The organism is Streptomyces sp. NPDC002156 (genome assembly GCF_053593675.1).
The window spans coordinates 1-20,965 of the sequence record NZ_JBSFDA010000139.1; the positions used below are offsets into that span (position 1 = coordinate 1).

A 20,965-nucleotide genomic window follows, 5' to 3' on the forward strand; every position below is an offset into this window, starting at 1 on the left:
CACCGCGTCGGCCTGGAAGGGGCTCACGGCGGAGGCGACCTGGGCACCCTTGCCCGCGTCGGTCACGAGCTTCTGGATCACCGCGCGGTTCTCGCAGGAGGCCCCACCGTGACCGCAGACGCGACCACAGACGAGATCCGAGGCACAACACAGGGCACCGCCCCCACCCCCCTCTCCGTCCTGGACCTGGTCACAGTCGGCTCCGGCCACACCGCCACCCAAGCCCTCCAGACCAGCGTCGCCCTCTCCCGCCTCACGGAATCCCGCGGCTTCCACCGCTACTGGGTAGCAGAGCACCACTCCATGCCCGGCGTAGCCTCCTCCTCACCCGCCGTGATCCTCGCCCACCTCGCCGCCCACACCCACCGCATCCGCCTCGGCTCCGGCGGAGTCATGCTCCCCAACCACGCCCCCCTGGTCATCGCGGAACAGTTCGGCACCCTCGAAGCGATGGCCCCGAACCGCATCGACCTGGGCCTCGGCCGAGCCCCGGGCACGGACGGCGCGACCGCCGCGGCCCTCCGCCGCACGGACCGCCTCAACGAGGGCGCAGACGACTTCCCCCAGCAACTGGCGGAGCTGACCCGCTTCCTGGACGACGACTTCCCGACCGGCCACCCCTACCACCGCATCCACGCGATCCCGGGCCCGATCCAGTCCACAACCCCGGGCGGAGTCCAGTCGACCCACCGCCCGCCCATCTGGCTGCTCGGCTCCTCAGGCTTCAGCGCCCGCCTGGCCGGCGTCCTGGGCCTCCCCTTCGCCTTCGCGCACCACTTCTCCGCGCAGAACACCGTCCCGGCCCTGGACCTCTACCGCGAGTCCTTCCAGCCCTCCGCTGTCCTCGACGCCCCGTACGCCCTCATCGGCGTCTCCACCCTCGCGACGGACGACGAGAACGAGGCCCGCCGCCAGGTCCTGGCGATGGGTCTCAACATGGCGCGTCTGCGCTCCGGCCGGCCGGGCCTGTTCCCGACCCCGGAGGAGGCGGAGGCCTACGAATTCAGCCCGATGGAACGGGAGTTCATCAACTCCTGGATGACGAACATCATCCACGGCACGGCGGACGAGGTCCGCACAGGCCTGGACGACCTCCAGAAGCGCACAGGGGCGGACGAGTTGATGCTGACGGCCCACGCCCACCGGGGCGACCTGCGGCTGCGCTCGTACGAACTGATCGCGGACGCGTACGGCCTGCCGACAGCCTGAAGGAGCCGCAGGGGTGGATGAAGCCGACGGCCGACGGGACGGCCAACTCACCCCTGCCGACAGGCACTTCCCCCCATCAGCACCGAAATCCGATCCGCCCCCACAGGCCGCGAATAAAGCCACCCCTGCCCCGTGTCGCACCCGATACGCCGCAACCGAGCCGCCTGCGCCGCCGTCTCCACGCACTCGGCGGTGACCGTCAGCCCCAGCCGGTGCGCGAGCTGGATCATCGCCTCGACGACGATCTCGTCGGCCGGATTCGGCGCGACGCCCTCACCCTCGTACTGGAACCCGCGAACGAAGGATCCGTCCAGTTTCAGTACTGACACGGGCAGCCGGCTGAGGTAGGCCAGGTTCGAATACCCCGTGCCGAAGTCGTCGATCGCGATGCCCACCCCCATGTCACTGAGTGCCTGGAGTGCCTGGAGGGGCCGCCCGGCGGAGCCCATGACCGCCGATTCCGTCAGTTCCAGCTGGAGCAGCTGCGCGGGCAGGCCCGTCTCCGCGAGGATCTCCGCCACGTCCGCGACGAGATCCGAGTCCCAGACCTGACGTACCGCCACGTTCACGCTCACGAAGATCGGCGGCTCGTCCGGGCGTTCGAGCTGCCAGCGGCGGGCCTGGCGGCAGGCCGTGGCGAGGACCCAGCGCCCCAGCTGCACGATCGAACCGTCCTCCTCGGCCAGCCCGATGAAGCGATTCGGCGTCAAGGTGCCGAACTGGGGGTGGTGCCAGCGCACCAGCGCCTCGACACCGTGCACCCGGCCGTCCTCCATGCCCACCAACGGCTGGTAGTCCAGGGCGAATTCACCCCGCTCGATGGCCGGCCGGAGCGTGGAGGACAGCGCCTGGCGGGTCATCCGGTGGGCGTTGCGCTCGGGGTCGAAGAGCGTCCAGCGGGACTTGCCGTCGGCCTTCGCCCAGTACAGGGTCGTGTCCGCGGCCTGCATCAGGCCCGTGGGGGTCGTGCCCGCCGCATGCCGTTCCACGACACCGATCGAGGCGGATACGGACACCCGCTGACCGGCGAGGTCGAAGGGCAGCTGGAGCGCCTTCAGCACCGACTCGGCCAGGTCCGCGAGTTGGTCGGTGCCCGTCGAGTCCTCGACCAGCAGCGCGAACTCGTCGCCGCCCAGTCTCGCCACCAGCGGCGCGACAGCTCCCGGGTTCCCCCGGGCGAGACCCGCCTCCTCCGCGCAGCGCGTGAGACGCTCGGCCACGGCGGCGAGCAGCCGGTCGCCGACACGATGGCCGAGAGTGTCGTTGACGGCCTTGAAACCGTCGAGGTCCAGGTAGCACAGACCGATCCGGCCCGTCCCGCTCTGCTCGTACGACTCCGCCTCCAACGCCGCCGACAGCCGCTCGAAGAACAGCGCGCGGTTGGGCAGCCGGGTCACCGGATCGTGCATCTGCAAGTGCCGCAGCCGCGCCTGGAGTTCACGGCGCGCACTGATGTCGGCGACGGACAGCAGGACGCCCTGGCCCCCGTACGCCCGAGCCCCCAGCGCCCCCTCGGGTCCCTCCGTGGGCAGCGGCGCGACCGTGACCTGCGCCCAGAGGGAGTGCCCGTCGGGGTGTTTGAGACGGCGCGTGCAGCGCAGTCGTGCCTGTCGGCCGCGCAGGACCTCGCGGTACGCGTGCCACGCCCGCGTGTCGGACGCCAGGTCCACCAGATCGGCGGCGACCCGCCCGGCCAGCGCTTCCGGGGCGATGCCCAGCAGCGTGCCCAGCGACTCGTTCGCCTCCACGATCAGGCCCTCGCGGTTCACCACGGCCATCGCCAGCGGGGCCGCCGCGAACGCCGCACGCAGCAGGTTCGTACCCCCGGCCACGCGGGAGGATGACGTAGAGGACGTGGTGAAGTTACTCAGTGTGACGGCCGGCCGGACGAGTTCTACCGCGGGCGCCGGCCCTTCGGACGTTCCGCTCACCGCTCGCTCCCGCAGTGCACTCGGTCTTCATATGGATCCCGTCGGGCGGCCGACCGGGCGGCAAACCGCCGCCCTGGCCAGGTCCGTGCAGGAAAGTGTCAGGGAAGTGCCAGGAAAGTGTGCCGATCATAGAGGCTGGCCCCAAGCCCTTCCAGCCACTGTCCAGTGTCCATGAACGACCGCCGGTTCTGACAGATCGTTTCTGCCCGCGCCTGGACGGGTTCCTTCGCCCTCGATCGGTTGTGACGTTCCGTGAGTGTTTCGGGGTGTCGCTCCACAACGGGTGAGTCCTCACATGCTTGTCAGCATGCCCGGTCGACCCCTGTTCGACGCCCAATCACCCTTCTGGTGCAGACAAACAGGGCATATAAACACAAGATCACACAGGCTGGGTTGCGGTGTCCCCGAACCGCATCCGGAGGTCTGCGTGCTGCGTCAGCTCCCCCTCAAGGGGCTCACCCGTGACGCCCTGACGGGGCTCAAGGGGCTCGCGTGCGACGGACCGCGCCCCCGACTGCGCAGCACCGCCGCCGTCCTCACCACCATGACGGCCCTCGCCGCCACCTCCATCATCGCGGACCCCTCGGTCGCCGAACCCTTCTCGGCACAGCCCTGCGCCCTGCAACGCACCGACGCCCACCACTCGGAGGGCCTGGACACCTGGAACGCGGCCTATCCGCGCCCGTCCCGCGCCCTCGACGCCGTGATGGTGTTCCTCTCCTTCCCGGACGCGCCCCCGCGCACCACCCCCACCGAACTGGCCGCCGACCACTTCCCGGCCACCAGCGACTTCTTCGACCGCGCCTCGTACGGCCGATTCACGCTGCGCCCGCACCCGCTCCAGCGCTGGCTCCGCATGCCGAAGCCGTCCACCGCGTACGCCATACAGCGGGACTGGAGCGCAGCCCACCGCGCCGCCTATCTGCGCGACGCGCTCGCCACCGCCGACCGTGAGGTCGACTTCTCGCGCTACGACATCGTCTACTTCGTGGCCGACCCGGACGCGCCCGGCGTCGACTCCGACGCGACGAAGGTCGTCAACCTGGACGTCCCGCTGCGGGCCGACGGCACGGACATCCGCCGCGTCGTCACCGTCTTCGAGAACCACCCGCCCGACCGGCTCGTCCTCGCCCACGAGACCGGCCACGTCTTCGACCTGCCCGACCTCTACCACCGGCCCATGGACGGCAAGGGCGACTGGGACACGTACGTCGGCGACTGGGACCTGATGGGCAGCCAGTTCGGACTGGCGCCGGACCTGTTCGCCTGGCACAAGTGGAAACTCGGGTGGCTGCAACCGCGCCAGGTGGCGTGCGTACGCGGGGGAGGTTCGACCCGCCTGACCCTGGAAACGCTGGGAGCCCATCCGGCTACGACCGCGTACGCGAACGCGGGTGGCGAAGCGGGCGCGGCCGGCGCACCGGTCTTCGGGCAGGGGGACGGGGTGAAACTGGCCGTCGTGCGGACCGGGGCCGACCGGGCGCTCGCCTTCGAGGCCCGGGGGACGACGGGCAACGACAGCGCGACGTGCACACAGGGCGTCCTCGTCTACCGGGTGCAGAGCGGGGCCGAGTCGGGCGGCGGCCCGGTCGAGGTGGTCGACGCCCATCCGCGTACCGAGGCCTGCTGGGAGGACTCGGTCTACCCGCCCCTCGCGGACGCGCCCGTCGCCCTCGGCGAGAGCTTCACGGTGCCGGGCGAGAACGTCCGCGTGGAGGTGGAGGGCCGTACGCCGTCGGGGGCGTGGACGGTGGAGATCACGTCCGGCTGAGCCGAGCGGCAGCGAAGGGACTGCGGAAACGACGTTGGCGGGACTGTTCGAAAACAGCCCCGCCAATCGACCAACAAAGTGCGCCGCCAGGGACTCGAACCCCGGACCCGCTGATGCTGTGTCATCCGGGGGATAACCCCCGGACCCCCAGCCGCCCCTGTCGAACCCCTGACCATCCCTGTGCGCCGGAGTGGCTCATCTCAACACCGAAGGCCCCCCGCTTTCGCAGGGGGCCTTCGATCGTCTGTGCGCCGCCAGGGACTCGAACCCCGGACCCGCTGATTAAGAGTCAGCTGCTCTAACCAACTGAGCTAGCGGCGCCTGCTGACGTCGTAGACCTTAGCACCCTGATCGGCGGGAGGAAAAATCGATATCCGCAGGCCACCGGAGACGGCGGCACGGGCCGCTCGTACGGCCGCCCAGAGCAGGATCTCCGGGCCCGGAAGCCAGGGACGGCAGGTGTCGGGGGCGACGACCCAGCGGGATTCGGGGCGGGGCCTGCCCTCGGTGACCTGTTCATACTCGGTGTCGTCGGTCGCCAGCGCGGGGACGGTCACGGCGTCGCCGCGGCCGTGGCACAGGAGCGGCGGAACCGAGTGCCGACGCCCGGTACCGGGGTCGTCGTCATCGCCGCACTCGCCGGCGGAGCCCCACTCCTCCCACCTCAGAAGCGAGGGCAGTCGCTGGGCGGTCCCCAGCGCCGCGAACAGGAGGATCCGGCCCCGGTAGGCGGCCACCGGGCCCGAGCCGGGACCCTCGTCCCAGAGGCGGTCGAGCATCCTCCGGCCGAAGACGGCAGGCGCGTTGACGACGTCGAACGCGGTGCCGCAGGGCAGGACGAGCGGGGCGGTGGGCCGCTCGGCCCAGAGCGAGAGCGTGCTGCGCGGATACGTTCCTGCGGAGGCGAGCCATGCGGCGCCCTCCGAGGTGACTCCCGAGACATCCGAATAAGTGCTGCTCATGACGTCTAGATCTACCGGCAGTGAGCGCGCGATCTCCGAGGGTTGCCGGAAACCGGGACAGGAGGGGGCGAGCTGGAGTACCTTGCCCTACTGCATATGCCGCACGGACTTTCGAGGCAGGGCCGGTCCGAGCCGGTAACGAGCGTGTCCGACCAGGTCAGAGGTCAGACCGGGTCGACGTGACCGTGGCCATGGCCCCCGCCACTGCTGCCCCCGCCGCTCGCGTTCTCCCCGCCGCCGCGCAGCAGCTCACGGCCGTACTCGACCATCTTCTTCGCGTAGTCCTCGGTCCACTCGGCGCGCTCCGCGATGTCGGCGGTCGTCAGCCGGTCGAAGCGACGCGGGTCGGCGAGCTGGGCCGCCGCCATCGCCTGGTATTCGACCGCGCGGTCGGTCGCGGCACGGAACGCCTGGGTCAGCTCCGTGGCGCGGGTCAGCAGCGCGCGGGGGTCGTCGATCGACTCCAGGTCGAAGAAGTGCTCCGGGTCGTCGGCCACTTGCGTGGGCTCGAAGAGCAGGGGCGCGGGGCGTAGCCGCGGTTCGTTGCGACGCGGCGTGGGCTCCGCCATGTCTTCTCCTCCTCGTACGGTTCCGCACCGTTCGTACGTACCGCTCACGCACCAGGGCATGTACGGCACACGGTCGACAGGCCCGCCGGTCGAGCCGGGCCACCGTCCATTGTCCCCCGCCCGCGCAAGTAGGCCACGGCCTCACCCGAAAGGGCACCTGATCTGCGGCTACGGCGGCGTGGGGCGGCGTCTGCCCGGTCGGCCGGCGGAGTGCGGGTCACGGCCGCCACGCCACCCGGTGCTCGGCGAGATGCGACAGCATCGCATGGTTGGCCTCCCAGCCGTCGGGGAACTTCACCGTCACCCCCAGCTGTACCGGTTCCGTCGACGGATGGTCGTCCAGGAGGTCGGTCACGCCTGCCCGGCACACCACCACGCATGCGTGCCGGTGTCTGGAGGCCAGGACGCAGAGGCGGCCCGTTTCCAGGTGGAAGGCGGTGGCGTCGGGGCGGCCGGAGAGGGGGTGCAGGACGACCGTCACGTCGAACTCCCGGCCCTGGAGCCGGTTCGCCGTGTCGACGGTGACGTCCTCGACGCCCAGTTCGGCGAGCGCCGCCCGGACCGCCGCCGCCTGGTCCCGGTGCGCGGTGCCGACCGCGATCCGGTCGGCCGTGAGAGGCGTCGGCTCGGGGCCGCGTTCCGAGGTGGCCGCGCCGCCCCGGTCCAGCATGCGGCGTACGACCATCGCGACCGCGCGTACCGCCTCCGGGTCCGTACGAGGGGTGTGCCGGGCGGGGAGCTCCAGCAGGCCCCAGCCCGTTTCGGCTGCCTCGTCCAGGACCCGGTCCGGGCCCGAGCCGTCCGACGGGACCGCGAAGGCGAGCCGCCGGTCGCCGTGGCCGGTGCCGCTGCGGAACGGCGTGTACGGGTAGAACGCGGCCGAGACGAGCGGCGCCGCCGAGGCCGGGAGCCGCCAGGACACCGGCAGGCGGTGCTGGGGCAGCTCGGGGTTGTGGGCCAGGAGGGTCGTGACCGCCGAGGCCGACGGGTCGTACGACAGGCCCGCCCACTGCTCCGCGCCGACGATCGAGAAGGGGTCCAGCTGACCCGGGTCACCCACGAACAGCGCCCGCTCGAAGAGTCCGGCGACGGCGAGCAGCGCGTCCGAGCGCATCTGGTACGCCTCGTCCACGATCGCGTGCCGCCACGGCTCGTCGACCTTGACGTGGGCCCACTTGGCGGCCGTCGAGATGACCACGTCCAGGCCCGCCAGCTCGGCCGCCTTCGCGGACTTCCGTACGTTCGGCAGGTCGTCCAGCGCCTTGTCGTACGGGTCGGCGTCACTGCTGTGCAGGCGCCCCACCGGCAGCTCGGGGTTCTTCTCGGCGAGCCGGACGACAAGGTCGTCGACCTGGGCGTTGGTCTGCGCGATGACCATCAACGGCCGCCCGGCCTCGGCCAGTTCGAGCGCCGCCCGGACCACGAGCGTCGACTTGCCGGCCCCGGGCGGCGAGTCCACGACGACCCCGCGGTGGGTGCCGTGCAGCGTGTCGCGCAGGATCGCGTCGGTGGCCCGGCCGGCGGCGGCCCCGGGGTCGAAGGAGGCCTGCGGGGTGCGGGCGGCGGTCACAGGGGGCCTTCCTCGGGGGTGGGGCGGAGGGAAGGGGCGAGACGGGGCTCGCGAGTGCTGGGGGCGGAAGTGCTCCTGCGCGAGCGGGTGGCCATCCGGGCGTCCCCCTCGACGCCGTGGCCGGGCCGTCGAGCGCCGACGGCCGAACCGCCCCTTCGTGAACCGGCGTTCACAGCACGTCCTCCTCGGTCACCGCGTCGGGCTCCGGAACCGTCGTCGCCGCCTGCTCGCCCGGGGGTCCGCCATGTGTCCACGGGGTCTGGTCCGCGTCCGGGAGCTTCGCGCCGCCCCGCTGTTCGTGCTCGAAGAGGGTGAAGCAGACGAGGTCGCCCTTCTCCGGGACCGACCCGGCCTCCGGCTCCTTGCCCCGGCCCATCTTGTCGACCACCCGCAGGACGATCACCGAACCCTCCGCTCCCGAACCCTCCGCGCCCGGACCGTCCTCAGGGCCGTCCTCGTGGCGTACGAACTCCGCCGCCTGTGGCTTGCCGCCCAGTGAGCGGTACACCTTCGCGCGCTCCCCGAGCTGCGGGCGGTCGTCCGTGCGGACGGTGACCAGCGGGCGCGGACTCGGGCGCTTGCCCTCGCTGTACGTCATGACGACATCGATGACCTCGCCCGCGAACGCCTCCCCGGACAGCCGCCGCCCCGCCATCACCAGCGGGTCGTCCAGGGCCTCCTGAGCCTCCAGACGGGCCTGTTCGCGCTCGCGCGTGGCGAGTTTGTTCGCCGCCGTCACCGCGTCGTCGCGGCGCGGCTGCGGGGGCTCGCCCGCGGTGACCCGGTCGCGGTGGCCGGTGAACGACCAGCGGTCGCGCGTCCACCGGTCGGCCGCGTGGGCACCCTCCGGCAGGGCCCGCAGCAGGTCGAGGCCGTGCCACACCGCGTCCCAGGTGGGCCGCGTACGGCTCTCGACGAGGGCGTGCAACTCCCGCTCGGCGGCGGTGAGTTCACCCAGTCGGTCGTCCGCCTCCAATCCGTCCTCGGCGGCGGCGTGTGCCGTCCGCGCGCGGTTGAAGCGCTCGATCGCGGGGGCCAGCAGCTTGTTGTCGAACGCCGGGTCCGTCGCCGGACCGGCCGGCGGGCACAGCAACTGCCCCTTCGCGTCCCGCGCCAACTCGGCCCGCAGCGCGGCCTCGGCGCCCGACTCCCCGTCCGGCGGGTCGATCCAGGCGAGCAGCGCGCTCAGATGCTGGTCCTCCAGCGTGGACTGCCCGGTGGCCCAGTGCCGCGACAGCACGTCCGTCAGCGCCAGGAGCAGCGCGGAGCCGGGGACCCGGGCCCGCTCCCCGTAGTGCGTGAACCAACGGCCGAGCAACGGCACCCGGGGCGGGGCGGGATGCGGCGTCTCCGGGTCCTGTTCCGCCGTACGCCGGAAGCGCATCGAGCGCCCCAGCAGACGGACGAAGTCGATGCCGGCGCGGCTCGGGAGGATCAACTGGGGTGCGTCCGCGCACAGTTCGACCTCGACCTTGACCCTCTTGCCGGTCTCCGGGTCGGTCTCGTTGCGCTCGGCGGCCTCCACGGCGTCGGCGTAGGAGTCGATGAACGGCAGGACGACGTCCGCCAGTTCGGCGAGGAACGCGAACCTGAGGTCGCGGTCGCGCGGCTGCGGTACGACGAGCAGACGCGGCGCGTCCCGGTCGTCGCCGACCAGCGCGCCCAGCGGAGCCCCGGCCTCACCGGCGGTGGTCAGCGGTACGAGGACCAGCGGCCGCTCGGAGAGGTGGCGGTGCCGGACGGTCGCGGTGGGCTGCGCGCGGCCTGTGCTGACGGCTTCCAGACGGGCGAGAGTGGCGATCAGCGACATGCGGCCCCCTCCAAAGACGGCGGAAGGGACACGCTCGGGGTGTTCAGCGCCTCCGCGCGCAGGGCTGCCGCTCTGCGCAGCGCGGCCACCGTCGGGTCCTCGGGGTCGCCGGACCGGCCGTGGGCCGCCGCCAGGACGTCGTCGACCGTGGTCAGGGCGCCCAGTTCGGCCCGTACGGAACGGCCCAGGGACGTCACCGCGCCCCGCGCGCGGGAGCGGTCCCGGCAGTGGAAGGCCAGCTCGCACGCGGACAGGCACTCCGGCGCGTACTCCGCGGGCACCGACTCGACCGCGGCCGTCAGTTCGGCGGTGGGCAGGTCCGGGGCGAAGCAGGTGCCCTCGGGGAGGGTGTCGGCGATGTCCTCGATCCGGGTCAGCCGGGACAGCTGGCGGCCGGTCACCGCGCGCTGCTTGCGGACGTCGACCGCGGACGCCGCCGGGAGGTTGGAGAAGTCCTTCGGGCAGACCAGCAGGACGCGGTGGTTGACGGTCGGCGCCGGGGCGGTGCCGTCCTGGGTGAGCCGGGCGGCGACCTCCTCCAGTGCCAGTACGTACACCGCGGCCTGGCGGGCCGCCGCGCCCACCTTCGCGGGGTCCGCCGAACCGTCCAGCATCGGGAAGGACTTGATCTCCACGACCGTCCAGCCGCCGTCCGGGTGGACGACCACCGCGTCCGGCTCCAGGAAGGCGGGTGAGCCCGCGACGTCCAGGGCGAGCATCGGGTGGTCGAGAAGCGTCCAGCCGCCCGCACCGCTCTCGCTCCTCGCCAGGTGGGCGTCCCGCAGAGCCAGTGCAGTCCGCGCGGTGCGGCCTTCCGGGCCGGTCGCCGTGAGGTCGGGGACCTCGGCCTCCGTCGGCGGTACGGCACCCGGGTCCAGCTTCTCGTGCACCAGCCGGAGCAGTTCCGCGCCGCCGTCGGCCTTCACCCGGGCCTCGAAGGTGTTGCCGCGCGCCAGCGCGAACTGGGACTGCCCGAAGCCGGACGGTGAGCCCAGCGCGCTCGCCAGCGTCGCCTTGTTCACCCCCGCGCCGTCCAGGATCGAGCGCCGCTTGCACCCGGGGTTGGCGGCGAGGGCCGCGAGGGCACGCGCGTCCAGCGCCTTCGGCGGTACGTCCGGACCGCGCAGCTCAGCGAGCCGCTGCCGCAGCGCCGTCCCCGGCGTCCGCGGAAGCGGCACCGGGCTCGGCCCCTGGGCCCGGCCCTGCCCCTGGCCCGAAGACGGACTCGCGCTGCCTTGGAATTCGCTCACGCGGGGCAGTCTGGCATCCACCACTGACAATTGAGGCCCCTGCGCCGCGAGAGCGCGCTGAGCCGGGCGCGACGCGAGCCGTGATCCGTACCGTGATCCACACCTTCGCCCGGTCCGCGTTCCGCATGACGTACGGGGCGAGGAGCAGCCCGAGGCCCATCACGGCGGCGCCCGCGACGGCGTCGAGGAGATAGTGGTTGGCGGTGCCCATCACCACGATCGTGGTGATCAGCGGGTACGCGACGCCCAGGACCTTGGTGGTGCGCGTACCGCCGTACCGCCACAGCATCACTCCGCACCACAGGGACCAGCCGACGTGCAGGCTCGGCATCGCCGCGTACTGGTTGGTCATGCTGCCGAGCCCCCGCGGGGCGCTGGCCTGGCCGCCCCACCAGCCCCACGAGCTGTACTGGGCCATCGTGTCCACGAAGCCGTGACCGGGATCGAGGAGCCGGGGCGGGCAGGTGGGCAGCAGGGTGAAGCCGATGAGCCCGATGAAGGTCGAGGTCATCAGCCAGGTGCGGGCCGCCCGGTAGCGGACGGCGCGGGACCGGAAGAGCCAGATCAGGATGGCGGGGGTGACGATGTAGTGCAGCGACGCGTACCAGAAGTCGGCGGGTATGCCGATCCAGGGTTCGCGGGTGAACAGGCGGTTGAGCGGGTGCTCGGCGTTGAGCCAGAGGTCCTTCTCGAACCTGAGGATCGCCAGGCCGTGCTCGACGGCGGTCGACTCGTTGCCCTTCACCAGCAGGCGTCCGGCGGAGTAGCACGCGTAGACCAGCAGGATCAGTGGCAGCTCGGTCCACCAGCGGAGGCGGGTGGGAGCGACGGGCTCCGTCGGTGCAGTATCGGTCCGCGGCATCCGATCTCTCTCCCACTCTCTGTCCCCGTCGAGCTGCGCCTCCGGTCGTCGGTGGCCTGCGGTTCGTCCGATTTTACGGTGTACGTGAACGCCCCATCAGGCGCCCCTGTCACACAGGACGCAAAGATCGACCCCCGGGTTGCCCCCGCACAGCGTGCGCGATGATGGAGGGGTCCCGCTTTGCTTTTCCGCCTTTCGGTACCCCTGATTCACTTGATCGCCCCCTGACGTTCGCCTCTTACCTCGTCCGCCACGCTCACCGTCTCCCCCGGAAGGGTCTCTCATGGCACCGCGCATCCTGCTGGCCCGGCACGGACAGACGGAGTGGTCGCTGGCCGGCAAGCACACCGGCAGGACCGACGTCCCCCTCCTGGAGGAGGGCCGACACGGCGCCAAACTGCTCGGCGAACGTCTCCACCGGCCGCCCTTCGACGGCCTCTCCGGGGTCGAGGTGCGCACGAGTCCGCTGGCACGCGCGCGGGAGACGTGCGAGATAGCCGGCTTCGGCGAGCGGGCGACCGAGTGGGACACGCTGATGGAGTGGGACTACGGAACGTACGAGGGCATGACCCCGGCGGAGATCCAGGCTGTCCGGCCGGGTTGGCTGATCTGGCGGGACGGGGTCCCTGGGGGCGAGAGCCTGGAGTCGATGTCCGCGCGCGCGGACGAGGTGGTGGAGTGGGCGCGGTCGATGGACCGAGACGTACTGGTGTTCGCACACGGCCACATACTCCGCACGATCGGCGCCCGCTGGCTGGGCCTCCCGCTCGACTTCGCATCCCGCATCAGACTGAACCCGACGTCACTGTCGGTACTGGGCTGGGCGTACGACGCCCCGGCGATAGAGACCTGGAACGACGTGGGCCACCTGACCGGCTGAGGGTGCTGGTGCCGGGGGTGGGTCGCGCAGCCCGGCGCTGTACGGGGTGCCGCTCTCGCTGGGACGGGAGCCGCCCCTAGCGGCACGCATGCCCGCAGCTATGCGGGTTCGACGGGCACCGCCAGGATGGGCACCGCCCAACGGCACAGGTGCCCGCAGCTAGGCGGGTTGACGGGCATCACGAGCGCCTGCAGCCGGGTGGACTGGGCGGGCATCGCGCGTGCCCGCAGCCTGACAGTGCGGTGCCTGCGAACTCCGCCCGCTGGGGCGCCCTTAGGGGCGCGGGGAACTGCGCGCTCAACCCCCACCGACCCGCAGTCGAACAGCGAGGGACGGGCGGGTCTTTGAGGGGCGCGAGGAACTGCGCGACCAGCCCCCACCCACCCGCAGCCGAACAGCGAGGGATGGCGGGGTTTCCAGGGGCGCGGGGAACTGCGCGACGAACCGCCACCCACCCGCAGCCGAGTCGCTCACGCCGTGCGCGGCACGCTCGCGTGGCGTTCCAGGAACGTCGACACCCCCGCCGCCCGCCGGTGAGGCAAAAGCACCCGAGCAGTCGCCGCCAGCATCGTCTGGATGCGCGACGACTGGACCTCGTCCAGCAGGTCCAGTACCCGCATACCCGCCGCCGCCGCCTCGTCCGGATGGCCACCACGGGCCAGGTCATCCGCCAACTCGGCCGTGTACAACGCGATGTTCCGCGTGAAGTGCGGGTTCTGAAGGTGCGCCGCCCGCCGTGCGTGCCGAGCCGCCCGCGGCCAGTCGCCCAGCGTCGACCAGCACTGCGCCTCAAGACCCTCCAGCTCGGCCTCGCCGTAGAAGCTCATCCACTCGGGATCGGCCTCCGAAGGCCCCCGCTCGTACAGCCCCTGCGCCCGCGCCAGCGCCTGCTCGCACCCCGCGCGGTCGGCGAGCCCCGCCCACCCGCCCGCCTCACGCAGCGCGAGCAGCGACATCAGCCGGGGCGAGCCCAGTGGCCGCGCCACGCGCTGAGCCGCCTGCGCCGCTCTGACCGCCTCGCGAGGACGCCCCGCATCGCGCGCGAGGAACGCCGTGTTGCAGAAGGCGTGCGCCTCCAGGGCCGCGTCCCCGGCCACCCGGGCCGTCGCCAGCGCCTCCGCGTAGTGCGAGCGCGCGTCGTCGAAGCGGCCCGAGTCGTGGGCCAGCCAGCCGACGGAGATGGCGAGTTCACCGGCGCCCGCGTGCAGCCGGTCGGCGGTGGTCTGCCGTACCGCGCCCGCGTCGAGCAGTTCGTAGGCGGCCCGCAGCGGAGCCGCCGCGCGCCGGTAGAGACCGTCGGCGCCGTGCCGGTCGTCGAGCAGTCTGATCCGGCGTACGGCCTCTTCCAGGGCCCCCGCCTCGCCGGCGCCGACGCGGCGCATGGGACGGCCCGCGGCCGAAGCCTCGTATGTGAGCCCGAAGGGGCTCAGGGAGGCGGCTGCCACAGTGGCACCGCCCGCCATGAATGCGCGACGCAGCACGTCGCTCTCCTCGTAGTTGTCGTGCGTTTCGTACGGGTACTGCGTGTCGTACGTGTCGGGTGTTTCTTGTGCGTCCTGCGTGTCATACGGCTCGTGCACCCCCGCTGTCTCACCGGTGCCGGACGGCGGGATCGCGAGGTGCGCAGGGGGCGTGTCCCCTGTTTCGCGCGCCCCACGCCCGCGCACCGAAGCGCGGGGTGCGAACCCCAGGTCGGCGAGTGTCCGTCCGGGGAACATGTGCAGGAACACCCGTTCGTACGCGTAGTTGGGGCAGCGGATCTCGCCCGCCTCGACCCGGCCGATGTAACGCGCGTCACAGCTCACCCGCTCCCCGATCTCGCGGGCGGCCCGCCGTACCGCCGCGGCGAACTCGCCCGGAGAGCGCTGCCCGCGCAACTGCCGAAAGGCGAGGTTCGGCCGTGGCGGCCGTGGGGACTGCGACGAGGTCACCGTTGACGACGTCATGGCCGGGCCCTCTCTGCGAACCGTCGAACCGTGCCGGAATCCTGGCGAGTTGGAACAGTTATCCATCGGACGCCCTGTTTCCGGCGGGCAAGAACGTACCCGCTGTGCACGACCCACCACGCGGGGTTTGGCTACAAACCGGATATCTCATCCACGATCTGCCATGAACTGCCATCCTTTGCGGCGGTCTTGTGCCGTAGCCGTTGACGTTCTGGCGCGTTGAGCCTGGTGGACCGGGAGCCACCCGAACTCCCGACCCACTCGCACTAGGAGGGGTTCCGTGGTGGAGGCCGGGATGGAGATCAGCCAGAGCACCGATCCGTGTACGCCGTTCAGAACGCGTACAGCACCCGCGTTGCCCGACTGCGATCTGGTGACGGTCCCGGCCCGGCAGGGGCTGGAAGCGGTCGACATCCTGCGCAGGGGTGCCGGCGACGCGGTCGGCCCCGTACTGCACGACGACGGCTGCGACACCCTCGCCTTCCTGGTCCCGCCGGGCACCGCCGCCGCCTGGGACGTCCCCGGAAGCACCTGCACGGAGACCAATGGGCGTGGCCTGAGCCTCGCGGTCCCCGATCCCGAACCCCCGGTCGAGGGCTCGGACTGGCTGCTCCCGCCCGGCGAGGCGGACCTGGCCACCGACCCGGCGGTGCTCCGCGCGGCCCTCGGCGAAGCGGCCCGGCTCATCGAGGCCGCCGACAACCGGCACTGAGCCGGTGGCCCCGATAATGGGGGAATGGGAAAGTCCAGAAACGCGCGGCGCGGACAGCCGGCCGCCGAGGCCGTCGTCGAGACGGTCGACGGCGGGCTCGCCGAGCTGATCCCCGACCGGGACCGGGCGCGCGCCTGGACACTGCTCCTCGACGGCGCCCCGCAGTCCCATGTCGACCTCGACGACCCGGCGTACCTCTCCTTCGAGTACCAGCGCCGCCTCGGTCATGTGATCGACCTCGTCGCCCCGCCCGGCAAGCCGGTCCAGGTCGTACACCTCGGCGGCGGCGCCCTCACCCTCGCCCGGTACGTCGCCGCGACCCGCCCCCGGTCCACCCAGCAGGCCGTCGAACGGGACGCGGCCCTCGTCCAACTGGTCCGCCGCGAGCTGCCGTTGGACCCGAACGCCCGGATCCGGGTGCGCTCCACCGACGCCCGCGAAGGACTCGCCAAGGTCCCCGACGGCTGGGCCGACCTCGTCATCGCGGACGTGTTCAGCGGCGCCCGCACCCCGGCCCACCTGACGTCGGTCGAGTTCCTGACGGACGTACGCAGGGTCGTGAACGACGCCGGCTGCTACGCCGCGAACCTCGCCGACGGGCCGCCGCTCGCCCACCTGCGCGGCCAGATCGCCACCGTGGGAGTCGTCTTCCCGGAGCTGGCCCTGATCGCCGACGCGGCCGTGCTGCGGGGGAAACGGTTCGGCAATGCCGTGCTCGTCGCCTCCGCGCACCCGCTGCCCATCGCCGAACTGACCCGCCGCGCGGCCTCCGACCCGCACCCCGCCCGCCTCGAACACGGGCGCGCCCTCACCGACTTCACCGGCGGCGCCGTACCGGTCACGGACGCGGCGGCCGTCGCCTCACCGGCGCCACCACCGTCGGTGTTCCGCTGAGCCGGCCGGTCGCCGGTCAGTAGGTGAGGATCTGGACGTGCGGCGGGCCGTCGTGCCAGGTGCAGAACACCGACACCCGGTCCGCGCCCGCGCTGAACTCCACCCGGATCCAGGTCTCCGTCTTGAACACCTGCATCGACCAGCCCGCTCCCGGCGTCGCCGACACGAGCGTCGCGTAGTCCGTCCCGAGGTCGAACACCGCCCGCCCGCCGTCGGTGTCGTACGCCTTCACCGTGGACGGGATCTTGGAAGCGGTCGCGCTCGGGGTGGGAGTCGGAGTGGGCGTGGCGGACCGACTGGGTTCCTGGGTCGGAGTCGGTGTCGGTGTCGGGCTCGTCGCCGTGGGCAGCGGCTTCGGCGTCTGCGCCGCGGGCTCCTGCACGATCGACTTCTGCCGCACCGAGTCGGCCGCCGTGATGGGGAGCGCGCGGGGCGGGTCGTACGCCGTTCCCGCCATCACCGTGTGCACACCCCACCACGTCATCGTGGCCGCCGCGCCCGTGGCCAGCGTCCACGCCAGAAGGTGTACGAGTCCTCTGCGCATCGCCGGTCATACTGCCTCACGCGCCCCACCGGTGTCGCCTGTTGCCGACCGGGAGCGGCTGTGGAGGAGTTATCCACAGGGCCGGACCCGGCTCGCCGGATTGGCGTACGGTGCGGCGCATGGCAAGTGTGCTCGTGGTCGAGGACGACCAGTTCGTGCGCTCCGCCCTCATCCGGCATCTGACCGATGCCGCGCACCTCGTGCGCAGCGTCGGCACCGCCCTTGAGGCGCTGCGCGAGGTCGCCCACTTCCGTTTCGACGTGGTGATCCTGGATCTCGGTCTGCCCGATCTCGACGGGTCCGAGGCCCTCAAGATGCTGCGCGGAATCACGGACGTGCCCGTGATCGTCGCCACCGCGCGCGACGAGGAGACGGAGATCGTCCGGCTGCTCAACGCGGGCGCGGACGACTACCTCACCAAACCGTTCTCGGTCGAACACCTGTCGGCCCGCATGGCCGCCGTACTGCGCCGCGCCCGCACAGCGCCCGCGGACACTCCTCCCTCCTCCGTCATCCGCGTCGGCGGCCTGGCCATCGACCCGCTGCGCCGACAGGCCGAACTGGACGGCGTACGACTGGACCTGACCCGCCGCGAGTTCGACCTGCTCGCCTTCCTCGCCGGGCGACCCGGTGTCGTCGTCGCGCGCAAGGAACTGCTCGCGGAGGTGTGGCAGCAGTCGTACGGCGACGACCAGACGATCGACGTCCATCTGTCGTGGCTGCGGCGGAAGTTGGGCGAGACGGCGGCGCAGCCCCGCTATCTGCACACCCTGCGGGGCGTCGGCGTGAAGCTGGCGCCGCCGGGAGCGGAGCCGCCGCTATGAGGTGGGCGCTGGTGAAAGTCTGCGTGGCGGTCACGACGATGGTCGTGGTGGCCTTCGCGGTGCCGCTCGGGCTGGTCATCCGGGAGATGGCCCGCGACCGTGCCTTCTCCAACGCCGAGCGGGAGGCCGCGGCCGTCGCCCCCGCCCTCTCCATCACCACCGACCGCGATCAACTGGAACGGGTCGTCGCCTCCGCGGGCTCGGACGCGGGCATGGCCGTGCACATCCCCGCGAGCGGGGGCACGAGCGCGGTCGATCTCGGGCGGCAGCGCGCCACCGACACCGACATCGAGGCCGTCCGGAGACTCGGCCGGGCCTCCACCACCGAGGTGTCCGGCGGGTCCACCCTCCTCCAGCCCGTCGCGATCGGCTCCGGCGCGATAGCCGTCGTCGAGGTGTACGTCCCCGAGGCCGAGGTCAGCAACGGCGTCGGCCTGGCCTGGGCGGTGCTCGCCGGCGTCGGGGCCGTCCTCGTCGTCGGTTCGGTCGCCGTCGCCGACCGGCTCGGCGTGCGCATGGTGCAGCCCGCCCAGCGCCTGGTCGAGGGCGCGCACGAACTGGGGGAGGGGAAGCTGGGCGCCAGAGTGCCCGAGGAAGGGCCGGCCGAACTGCGCCTCGCGGCGGTCGCGTTCAACTCGATGGCCGACCAGGTCGTACAACTGCTCGCAAACGAAAGGGAGTTGGCGGCGGACCTGTCCCACCGCCTCCGCACGCCGCTGACCGTACTGCGGCTGAACGCGGCCTCGCTGGGCGAGGGGCCCGCCGCCGACCAGACCCGGGCCGCGGTCGCCCAGCTGGAGCACGAGGTCGACACGATCATCCGTACCGCCCGCGAGGCCAAACCCCAGACGACGGTCGCCGGACCGGGCGCCGGGTGCGACGCCGCCGAGGTCGTGCGCGAGCGGATGGCCTTCTGGTCGGCGCTCGCGGAGGACGAGGGGAGGAAGGTGAGGGTGGCCGGCGTGGACCGGCCGGTACGCATACCCGTGGCCCGCGCTGACCTGGCCGCCGCCCTCGACGCCCTCCTCGGCAACGTCTTCCGGCACACCCCGGAGGGCACCGCCTTCGCGGTCGACGTCCACAACGGCGACGACGCGGTGATCGTCCTGGTCTCGGACGCGGGCCCCGGCATCACCGACCCCGAGGCCGCGATGGCCAGAGGGCGCGGCTCGGGCAGCGCCGGTTCGACCGGCCTGGGCCTGGACATCGTGCGCCGACTCGCGGAGTCGACGGGCGGAGACGTACGCATCGGCTCATCGGTACTCGGCGGCACGGAGATACGGATCTGGATCCAACTGGACGGCAGAGCACCGGTACGCCGAGGACACCGGGACCGGAAAACGGGGACACCTTGGCGCCGCCGGCACTCCGGAACCTGATGTCTCGAGTTCGTTGTCGGGTGCGGGCCGGTGGGGGCTGGTCGCGCAGTTCCCCGCGCCCCTGAAAAGCAGGGGCTGCGCCCCGTGCTTTTCAGGCCCGCAGGGCCGGGGCTTTTGCTTTTAGGGGCGCGGGGCTGTATCGATATGCGGCTCCGCCGCGTGGGCGCGACCAGCCCCCACCGGGCCCGCACCCGACAACGAAACCGCCCAACCAGCGGAGCTGACCCGCCGGGGCACGGCACCCCCCTCCAGTGCCGCGCCCCGACCCGCGGTCGACCCCCGTCAGCCGAGGTCGCTCACTCCGCGTTCGCCGGCGGCAGCGTGCCGCTCCGCGCCGCGCGGCCGTACCAGAGGGCGCTCGACTTCGGCGTACGGGCGAGGGTCGCGTAGTCGACGTACACCGCGCCGAAGCGCTTGCTGTAGCCGTAGGCCCATTCGAAGTTGTCCAGGAGGGACCAGAGGTAGTAGCCGCGGACGTCCGCGCCCTCGGCGATCGCGCGGCGGACCGCGCGGAGGTGGCCGTGGAGGTAGGCGATGCGTTCCGGGTCGTGGACGCGGCCGTCGGAGTCGGGCTTGTCGTCGTAGGCGGCGCCGTTCTCGGTGACGTACAGCGGCAGGCCCGGGGCCAGCTTCGTGTAGCGCATGATCAGGTCGTGCAGGCCGGTCGGGTCGATCGACCAGCCCATCTCCGTACGCTCGCCCGGCGACTGGTGGAAGAGGACCTCGTCCGCGCCCGGCCATGGCGAGAAGTCGCTCGCGCCGTGGCCGTCGGCGCGCGGGCCGGTCGGCTGTTCCTCGGCCGCCGAGACCAGCGTGGGCGTGTAGTAGTTGAGGCCCAGCGCGTCCAGCGGCTGGTTGATCAGCGCGAGGTCGCCGTCCAGGACGTACGACCAGTCCGTGATCGACGAGGTCGCGGCGAACAGGGTCTGCGGGTAGGCGCCGTGCAGCATCGGGCCGTGGAAGACGCCGTTGGCGAGGTCGTCGATCTTCTGGACAGCCGCCAGGTCCTCCGGGGTCGGTGAAAGCGGCCGCACCACCGACGAGTTGAGGCTCACCGCGACCGTGTTGCGGGCCGGCATCGCCGCGCGCAGGGCCGAAGTGCCCAGCCCGTGCGCCAGGTTGAGGTGATGGGCGGCCCGGAGGGAGGCCAGCGGCTCGGTACGGCCGGGGGCGTGCACACCCGAGCCGTAGCCCAGGAAGGCGCTGCACCAGGGCTCGTTGAGCGTGATCCACTGCTCGACGCGGTCGCCCAGCGCCTCGCCCATGATCTGGGCGTAGTCGGCGAACCGCAGCGCGGTCTCCCGCTCCGGCCAGCCGCCCGCGTCCTCCAGCTCCTGCGGCAGGTCCCAGTGGTAGAGGGTGACCGCCGGCTTGATGTTGTGGGCGAGCAGTTCGTCGACGAGGCGCCGGTAGAAGTCCAGCCCGCGCTGGACCGCGGGACCACGTCCGGTCGGCTGCACGCGCGACCAGGAGACCGAGAAGCGGTACGCGGTCAGGCCGAGGTCGGCCATCAGCGCCACGTCGTCGCGGTAGCGGTGGTAGTGGTCGACAGCGATGTCACCGTGCTCGCCGCCCGCCGTCCTGCCCGGCGTATGGCTGAACGTGTCCCAGATGGAGGGGGTGCGGCCGTCCTCCCGCACCGCCCCCTCGATCTGGTACGCGGAGGTCGCTGCGCCCCAGAGGAAGGCGGGAGGAAAGGTCACCGGGGTAACGGGCTCAGTCATGGAAGCGCTCCCATAGGAGGTCGTGGAGACCGACGGGTAGGAGGAGAGGGAAGTGGGGGGAGAGTGCGAGGGGGCCGAGGCGGCGGTGACCCGGCCCCCAGAGAATTCCCGTACGAAAGGCCCTGTAC

At 72.1% G+C, this 20,965-nt stretch carries 17 protein-coding genes and 1 tRNA gene; 7 read left to right on the forward strand and 11 right to left on the reverse strand.

All coding sequences use genetic code 11. The annotated features are described in order from the left end of the window. Positions 1-108: 108 nt before the first annotated feature. Positions 109-1,209: an LLM class flavin-dependent oxidoreductase gene (locus ACWCRB_RS37390; RefSeq protein ID WP_451000311.1), complete on the forward strand. Its 1,101-nt coding sequence runs from the start codon at positions 109-111 to the stop codon at positions 1,207-1,209. A gap of 47 nt (positions 1,210-1,256) precedes the next feature. Here ACWCRB_RS37390 and ACWCRB_RS37395 read toward each other — a convergent pair whose 3' ends face one another. After that, positions 1,257-3,140, reverse strand: coding sequence for a putative bifunctional diguanylate cyclase/phosphodiesterase (locus ACWCRB_RS37395; RefSeq protein WP_451000312.1), 1,884 nt, complete (start codon positions 3,138-3,140; stop codon positions 1,257-1,259). 427 nt (positions 3,141-3,567) lie between these two features. On the opposite strand from ACWCRB_RS37395, the gene ACWCRB_RS37400 reads away from it, so the two are divergent. Continuing rightward, positions 3,568-4,911 carry a M6 family metalloprotease domain-containing protein gene (locus ACWCRB_RS37400; protein ID WP_451000313.1) on the forward strand — a complete coding sequence of 448 codons (1,344 nt, stop codon included), beginning with the start codon at positions 3,568-3,570 and terminating at the stop codon, positions 4,909-4,911. Positions 4,912-5,158: 247 nt separating this feature from the next. Here the strand turns inward: ACWCRB_RS37400 and ACWCRB_RS37405 are convergent. From ACWCRB_RS37405 to ACWCRB_RS37435, 7 genes are all read right to left on the reverse strand, one after another. Next, positions 5,159-5,232, reverse strand: a tRNA-Lys gene (locus ACWCRB_RS37405). Beyond that, positions 5,223-5,873 carry a bifunctional DNA primase/polymerase gene (locus ACWCRB_RS37410; protein ID WP_451000314.1) on the reverse strand — a complete coding sequence of 217 codons (651 nt, stop codon included), beginning with the start codon at positions 5,871-5,873 and terminating at the stop codon, positions 5,223-5,225. Before ACWCRB_RS37410 ends, ACWCRB_RS37405 begins: the two co-directional genes overlap by 10 nt. Positions 5,874-6,037: 164 nt before the next feature. Continuing rightward, positions 6,038-6,442 carry a hypothetical protein gene (locus tag ACWCRB_RS37415; protein ID WP_369037327.1) on the reverse strand — a complete coding sequence of 135 codons (405 nt, stop codon included), beginning with the start codon at positions 6,440-6,442 and terminating at the stop codon, positions 6,038-6,040. Between the two features lie 217 nt (positions 6,443-6,659). Then, the gene (locus ACWCRB_RS37420) at positions 6,660-8,012 is read right to left on the reverse strand and encodes an AAA domain-containing protein (RefSeq protein ID WP_451000315.1); all 1,353 of its coding nucleotides are present in this window, start codon (positions 8,010-8,012) and stop codon (positions 6,660-6,662) included. Positions 8,013-8,181: 169 nt separating this feature from the next. Then, complete coding sequence (locus ACWCRB_RS37425; RefSeq protein ID WP_451000316.1) at positions 8,182-9,822, reverse strand: hypothetical protein; 1,641 nt, start codon at positions 9,820-9,822, stop codon at positions 8,182-8,184. Beyond that, entirely contained in the window at positions 9,813-11,000 is a 1,188-nt protein-coding gene (locus ACWCRB_RS37430; protein ID WP_451000317.1) for a hypothetical protein, read from the reverse strand. Before ACWCRB_RS37430 ends, ACWCRB_RS37425 begins: the two co-directional genes overlap by 10 nt. Next, entirely contained in the window at positions 10,951-11,934 is a 984-nt protein-coding gene (locus ACWCRB_RS37435) for a phosphatase PAP2 family protein (RefSeq protein ID WP_451000318.1), read from the reverse strand. Before ACWCRB_RS37435 ends, ACWCRB_RS37430 begins: the two co-directional genes overlap by 50 nt. A 283-nt stretch (positions 11,935-12,217) precedes the next feature. On the opposite strand from ACWCRB_RS37435, the gene ACWCRB_RS37440 reads away from it, so the two are divergent. Then, positions 12,218-12,814 carry a histidine phosphatase family protein gene (locus ACWCRB_RS37440; protein WP_451000319.1) on the forward strand — a complete coding sequence of 199 codons (597 nt, stop codon included), beginning with the start codon at positions 12,218-12,220 and terminating at the stop codon, positions 12,812-12,814. Between the two features lie 470 nt (positions 12,815-13,284). Here the strand turns inward: ACWCRB_RS37440 and ACWCRB_RS37445 are convergent, their stop codons facing one another. Continuing rightward, positions 13,285-14,760, reverse strand: coding sequence for a hypothetical protein (locus ACWCRB_RS37445; RefSeq protein WP_451000320.1), 1,476 nt, complete (start codon positions 14,758-14,760; stop codon positions 13,285-13,287). Positions 14,761-15,040: 280 nt separating this feature from the next. On the opposite strand from ACWCRB_RS37445, the gene ACWCRB_RS37450 reads away from it, so the two are divergent. Both ACWCRB_RS37450 and ACWCRB_RS37455 read left to right on the forward strand, forming a co-directional pair. Then, positions 15,041-15,472: a hypothetical protein gene (locus tag ACWCRB_RS37450; RefSeq protein ID WP_235478430.1), complete on the forward strand. Its 432-nt coding sequence runs from the start codon at positions 15,041-15,043 to the stop codon at positions 15,470-15,472. A gap of 24 nt (positions 15,473-15,496) precedes the next feature. Then, positions 15,497-16,366: a spermidine synthase gene (locus ACWCRB_RS37455; protein WP_451000321.1), complete on the forward strand. Its 870-nt coding sequence runs from the start codon at positions 15,497-15,499 to the stop codon at positions 16,364-16,366. A gap of 16 nt (positions 16,367-16,382) precedes the next feature. On the opposite strand, the gene ACWCRB_RS37460 is transcribed toward ACWCRB_RS37455, so the two are convergent. Beyond that, positions 16,383-16,910 carry a hypothetical protein gene (locus ACWCRB_RS37460; protein ID WP_451000322.1) on the reverse strand — a complete coding sequence of 176 codons (528 nt, stop codon included), beginning with the start codon at positions 16,908-16,910 and terminating at the stop codon, positions 16,383-16,385. A gap of 119 nt (positions 16,911-17,029) precedes the next feature. Here ACWCRB_RS37460 and ACWCRB_RS37465 point away from each other — a divergent pair, with 119 nt between their 5' ends. Together ACWCRB_RS37465 and ACWCRB_RS37470 are read left to right on the forward strand one after the other, a co-directional pair. Then, positions 17,030-17,734 carry a response regulator transcription factor gene (locus ACWCRB_RS37465; RefSeq protein WP_235478433.1) on the forward strand — a complete coding sequence of 235 codons (705 nt, stop codon included), beginning with the start codon at positions 17,030-17,032 and terminating at the stop codon, positions 17,732-17,734. Next, on the forward strand, positions 17,731-19,113 hold the full coding sequence (locus ACWCRB_RS37470; protein WP_451000323.1) for a sensor histidine kinase: 1,383 nt from the start codon (positions 17,731-17,733) through the stop codon (positions 19,111-19,113). Before ACWCRB_RS37465 ends, ACWCRB_RS37470 begins: the two co-directional genes overlap by 4 nt. 296 nt (positions 19,114-19,409) lie before the next feature. Here the strand turns inward: ACWCRB_RS37470 and ACWCRB_RS37475 are convergent, their stop codons facing one another. Then, positions 19,410-20,837, reverse strand: a complete 1,428-nt coding sequence (locus ACWCRB_RS37475) for a GH1 family beta-glucosidase (protein ID WP_451000324.1) — start codon at positions 20,835-20,837, stop codon at positions 19,410-19,412. Positions 20,838-20,965 lie beyond the last annotated feature (128 nt).

Coding starts and splice junctions, on each gene's coding strand:
- ACWCRB_RS37455 (WP_451000321.1), top strand. CDS start 15,497: ATGGGAAAGTCCAGAAACGCGCGGCGCGGACAGCCGGCCGCCGAGGCC.
- ACWCRB_RS37475 (WP_451000324.1), bottom strand. CDS start 20,837: ATGACTGAGCCCGTTACCCCGGTGACCTTTCCTCCCGCCTTCCTCTGG.
- ACWCRB_RS37410 (WP_451000314.1), bottom strand. CDS start 5,873: ATGAGCAGCACTTATTCGGATGTCTCGGGAGTCACCTCGGAGGGCGCC.
- ACWCRB_RS37465 (WP_235478433.1), top strand. CDS start 17,030: ATGGCAAGTGTGCTCGTGGTCGAGGACGACCAGTTCGTGCGCTCCGCC.
- ACWCRB_RS37425 (WP_451000316.1), bottom strand. CDS start 9,822: ATGTCGCTGATCGCCACTCTCGCCCGTCTGGAAGCCGTCAGCACAGGC.
- ACWCRB_RS37435 (WP_451000318.1), bottom strand. CDS start 11,934: ATGCCGCGGACCGATACTGCACCGACGGAGCCCGTCGCTCCCACCCGC.
- ACWCRB_RS37470 (WP_451000323.1), top strand. CDS start 17,731: ATGAGGTGGGCGCTGGTGAAAGTCTGCGTGGCGGTCACGACGATGGTC.
- ACWCRB_RS37440 (WP_451000319.1), top strand. CDS start 12,218: ATGGCACCGCGCATCCTGCTGGCCCGGCACGGACAGACGGAGTGGTCG.
- ACWCRB_RS37415 (WP_369037327.1), bottom strand. CDS start 6,442: ATGGCGGAGCCCACGCCGCGTCGCAACGAACCGCGGCTACGCCCCGCG.
- ACWCRB_RS37445 (WP_451000320.1), bottom strand. CDS start 14,760: ATGACGTCGTCAACGGTGACCTCGTCGCAGTCCCCACGGCCGCCACGG.
- ACWCRB_RS37460 (WP_451000322.1), bottom strand. CDS start 16,910: ATGCGCAGAGGACTCGTACACCTTCTGGCGTGGACGCTGGCCACGGGC.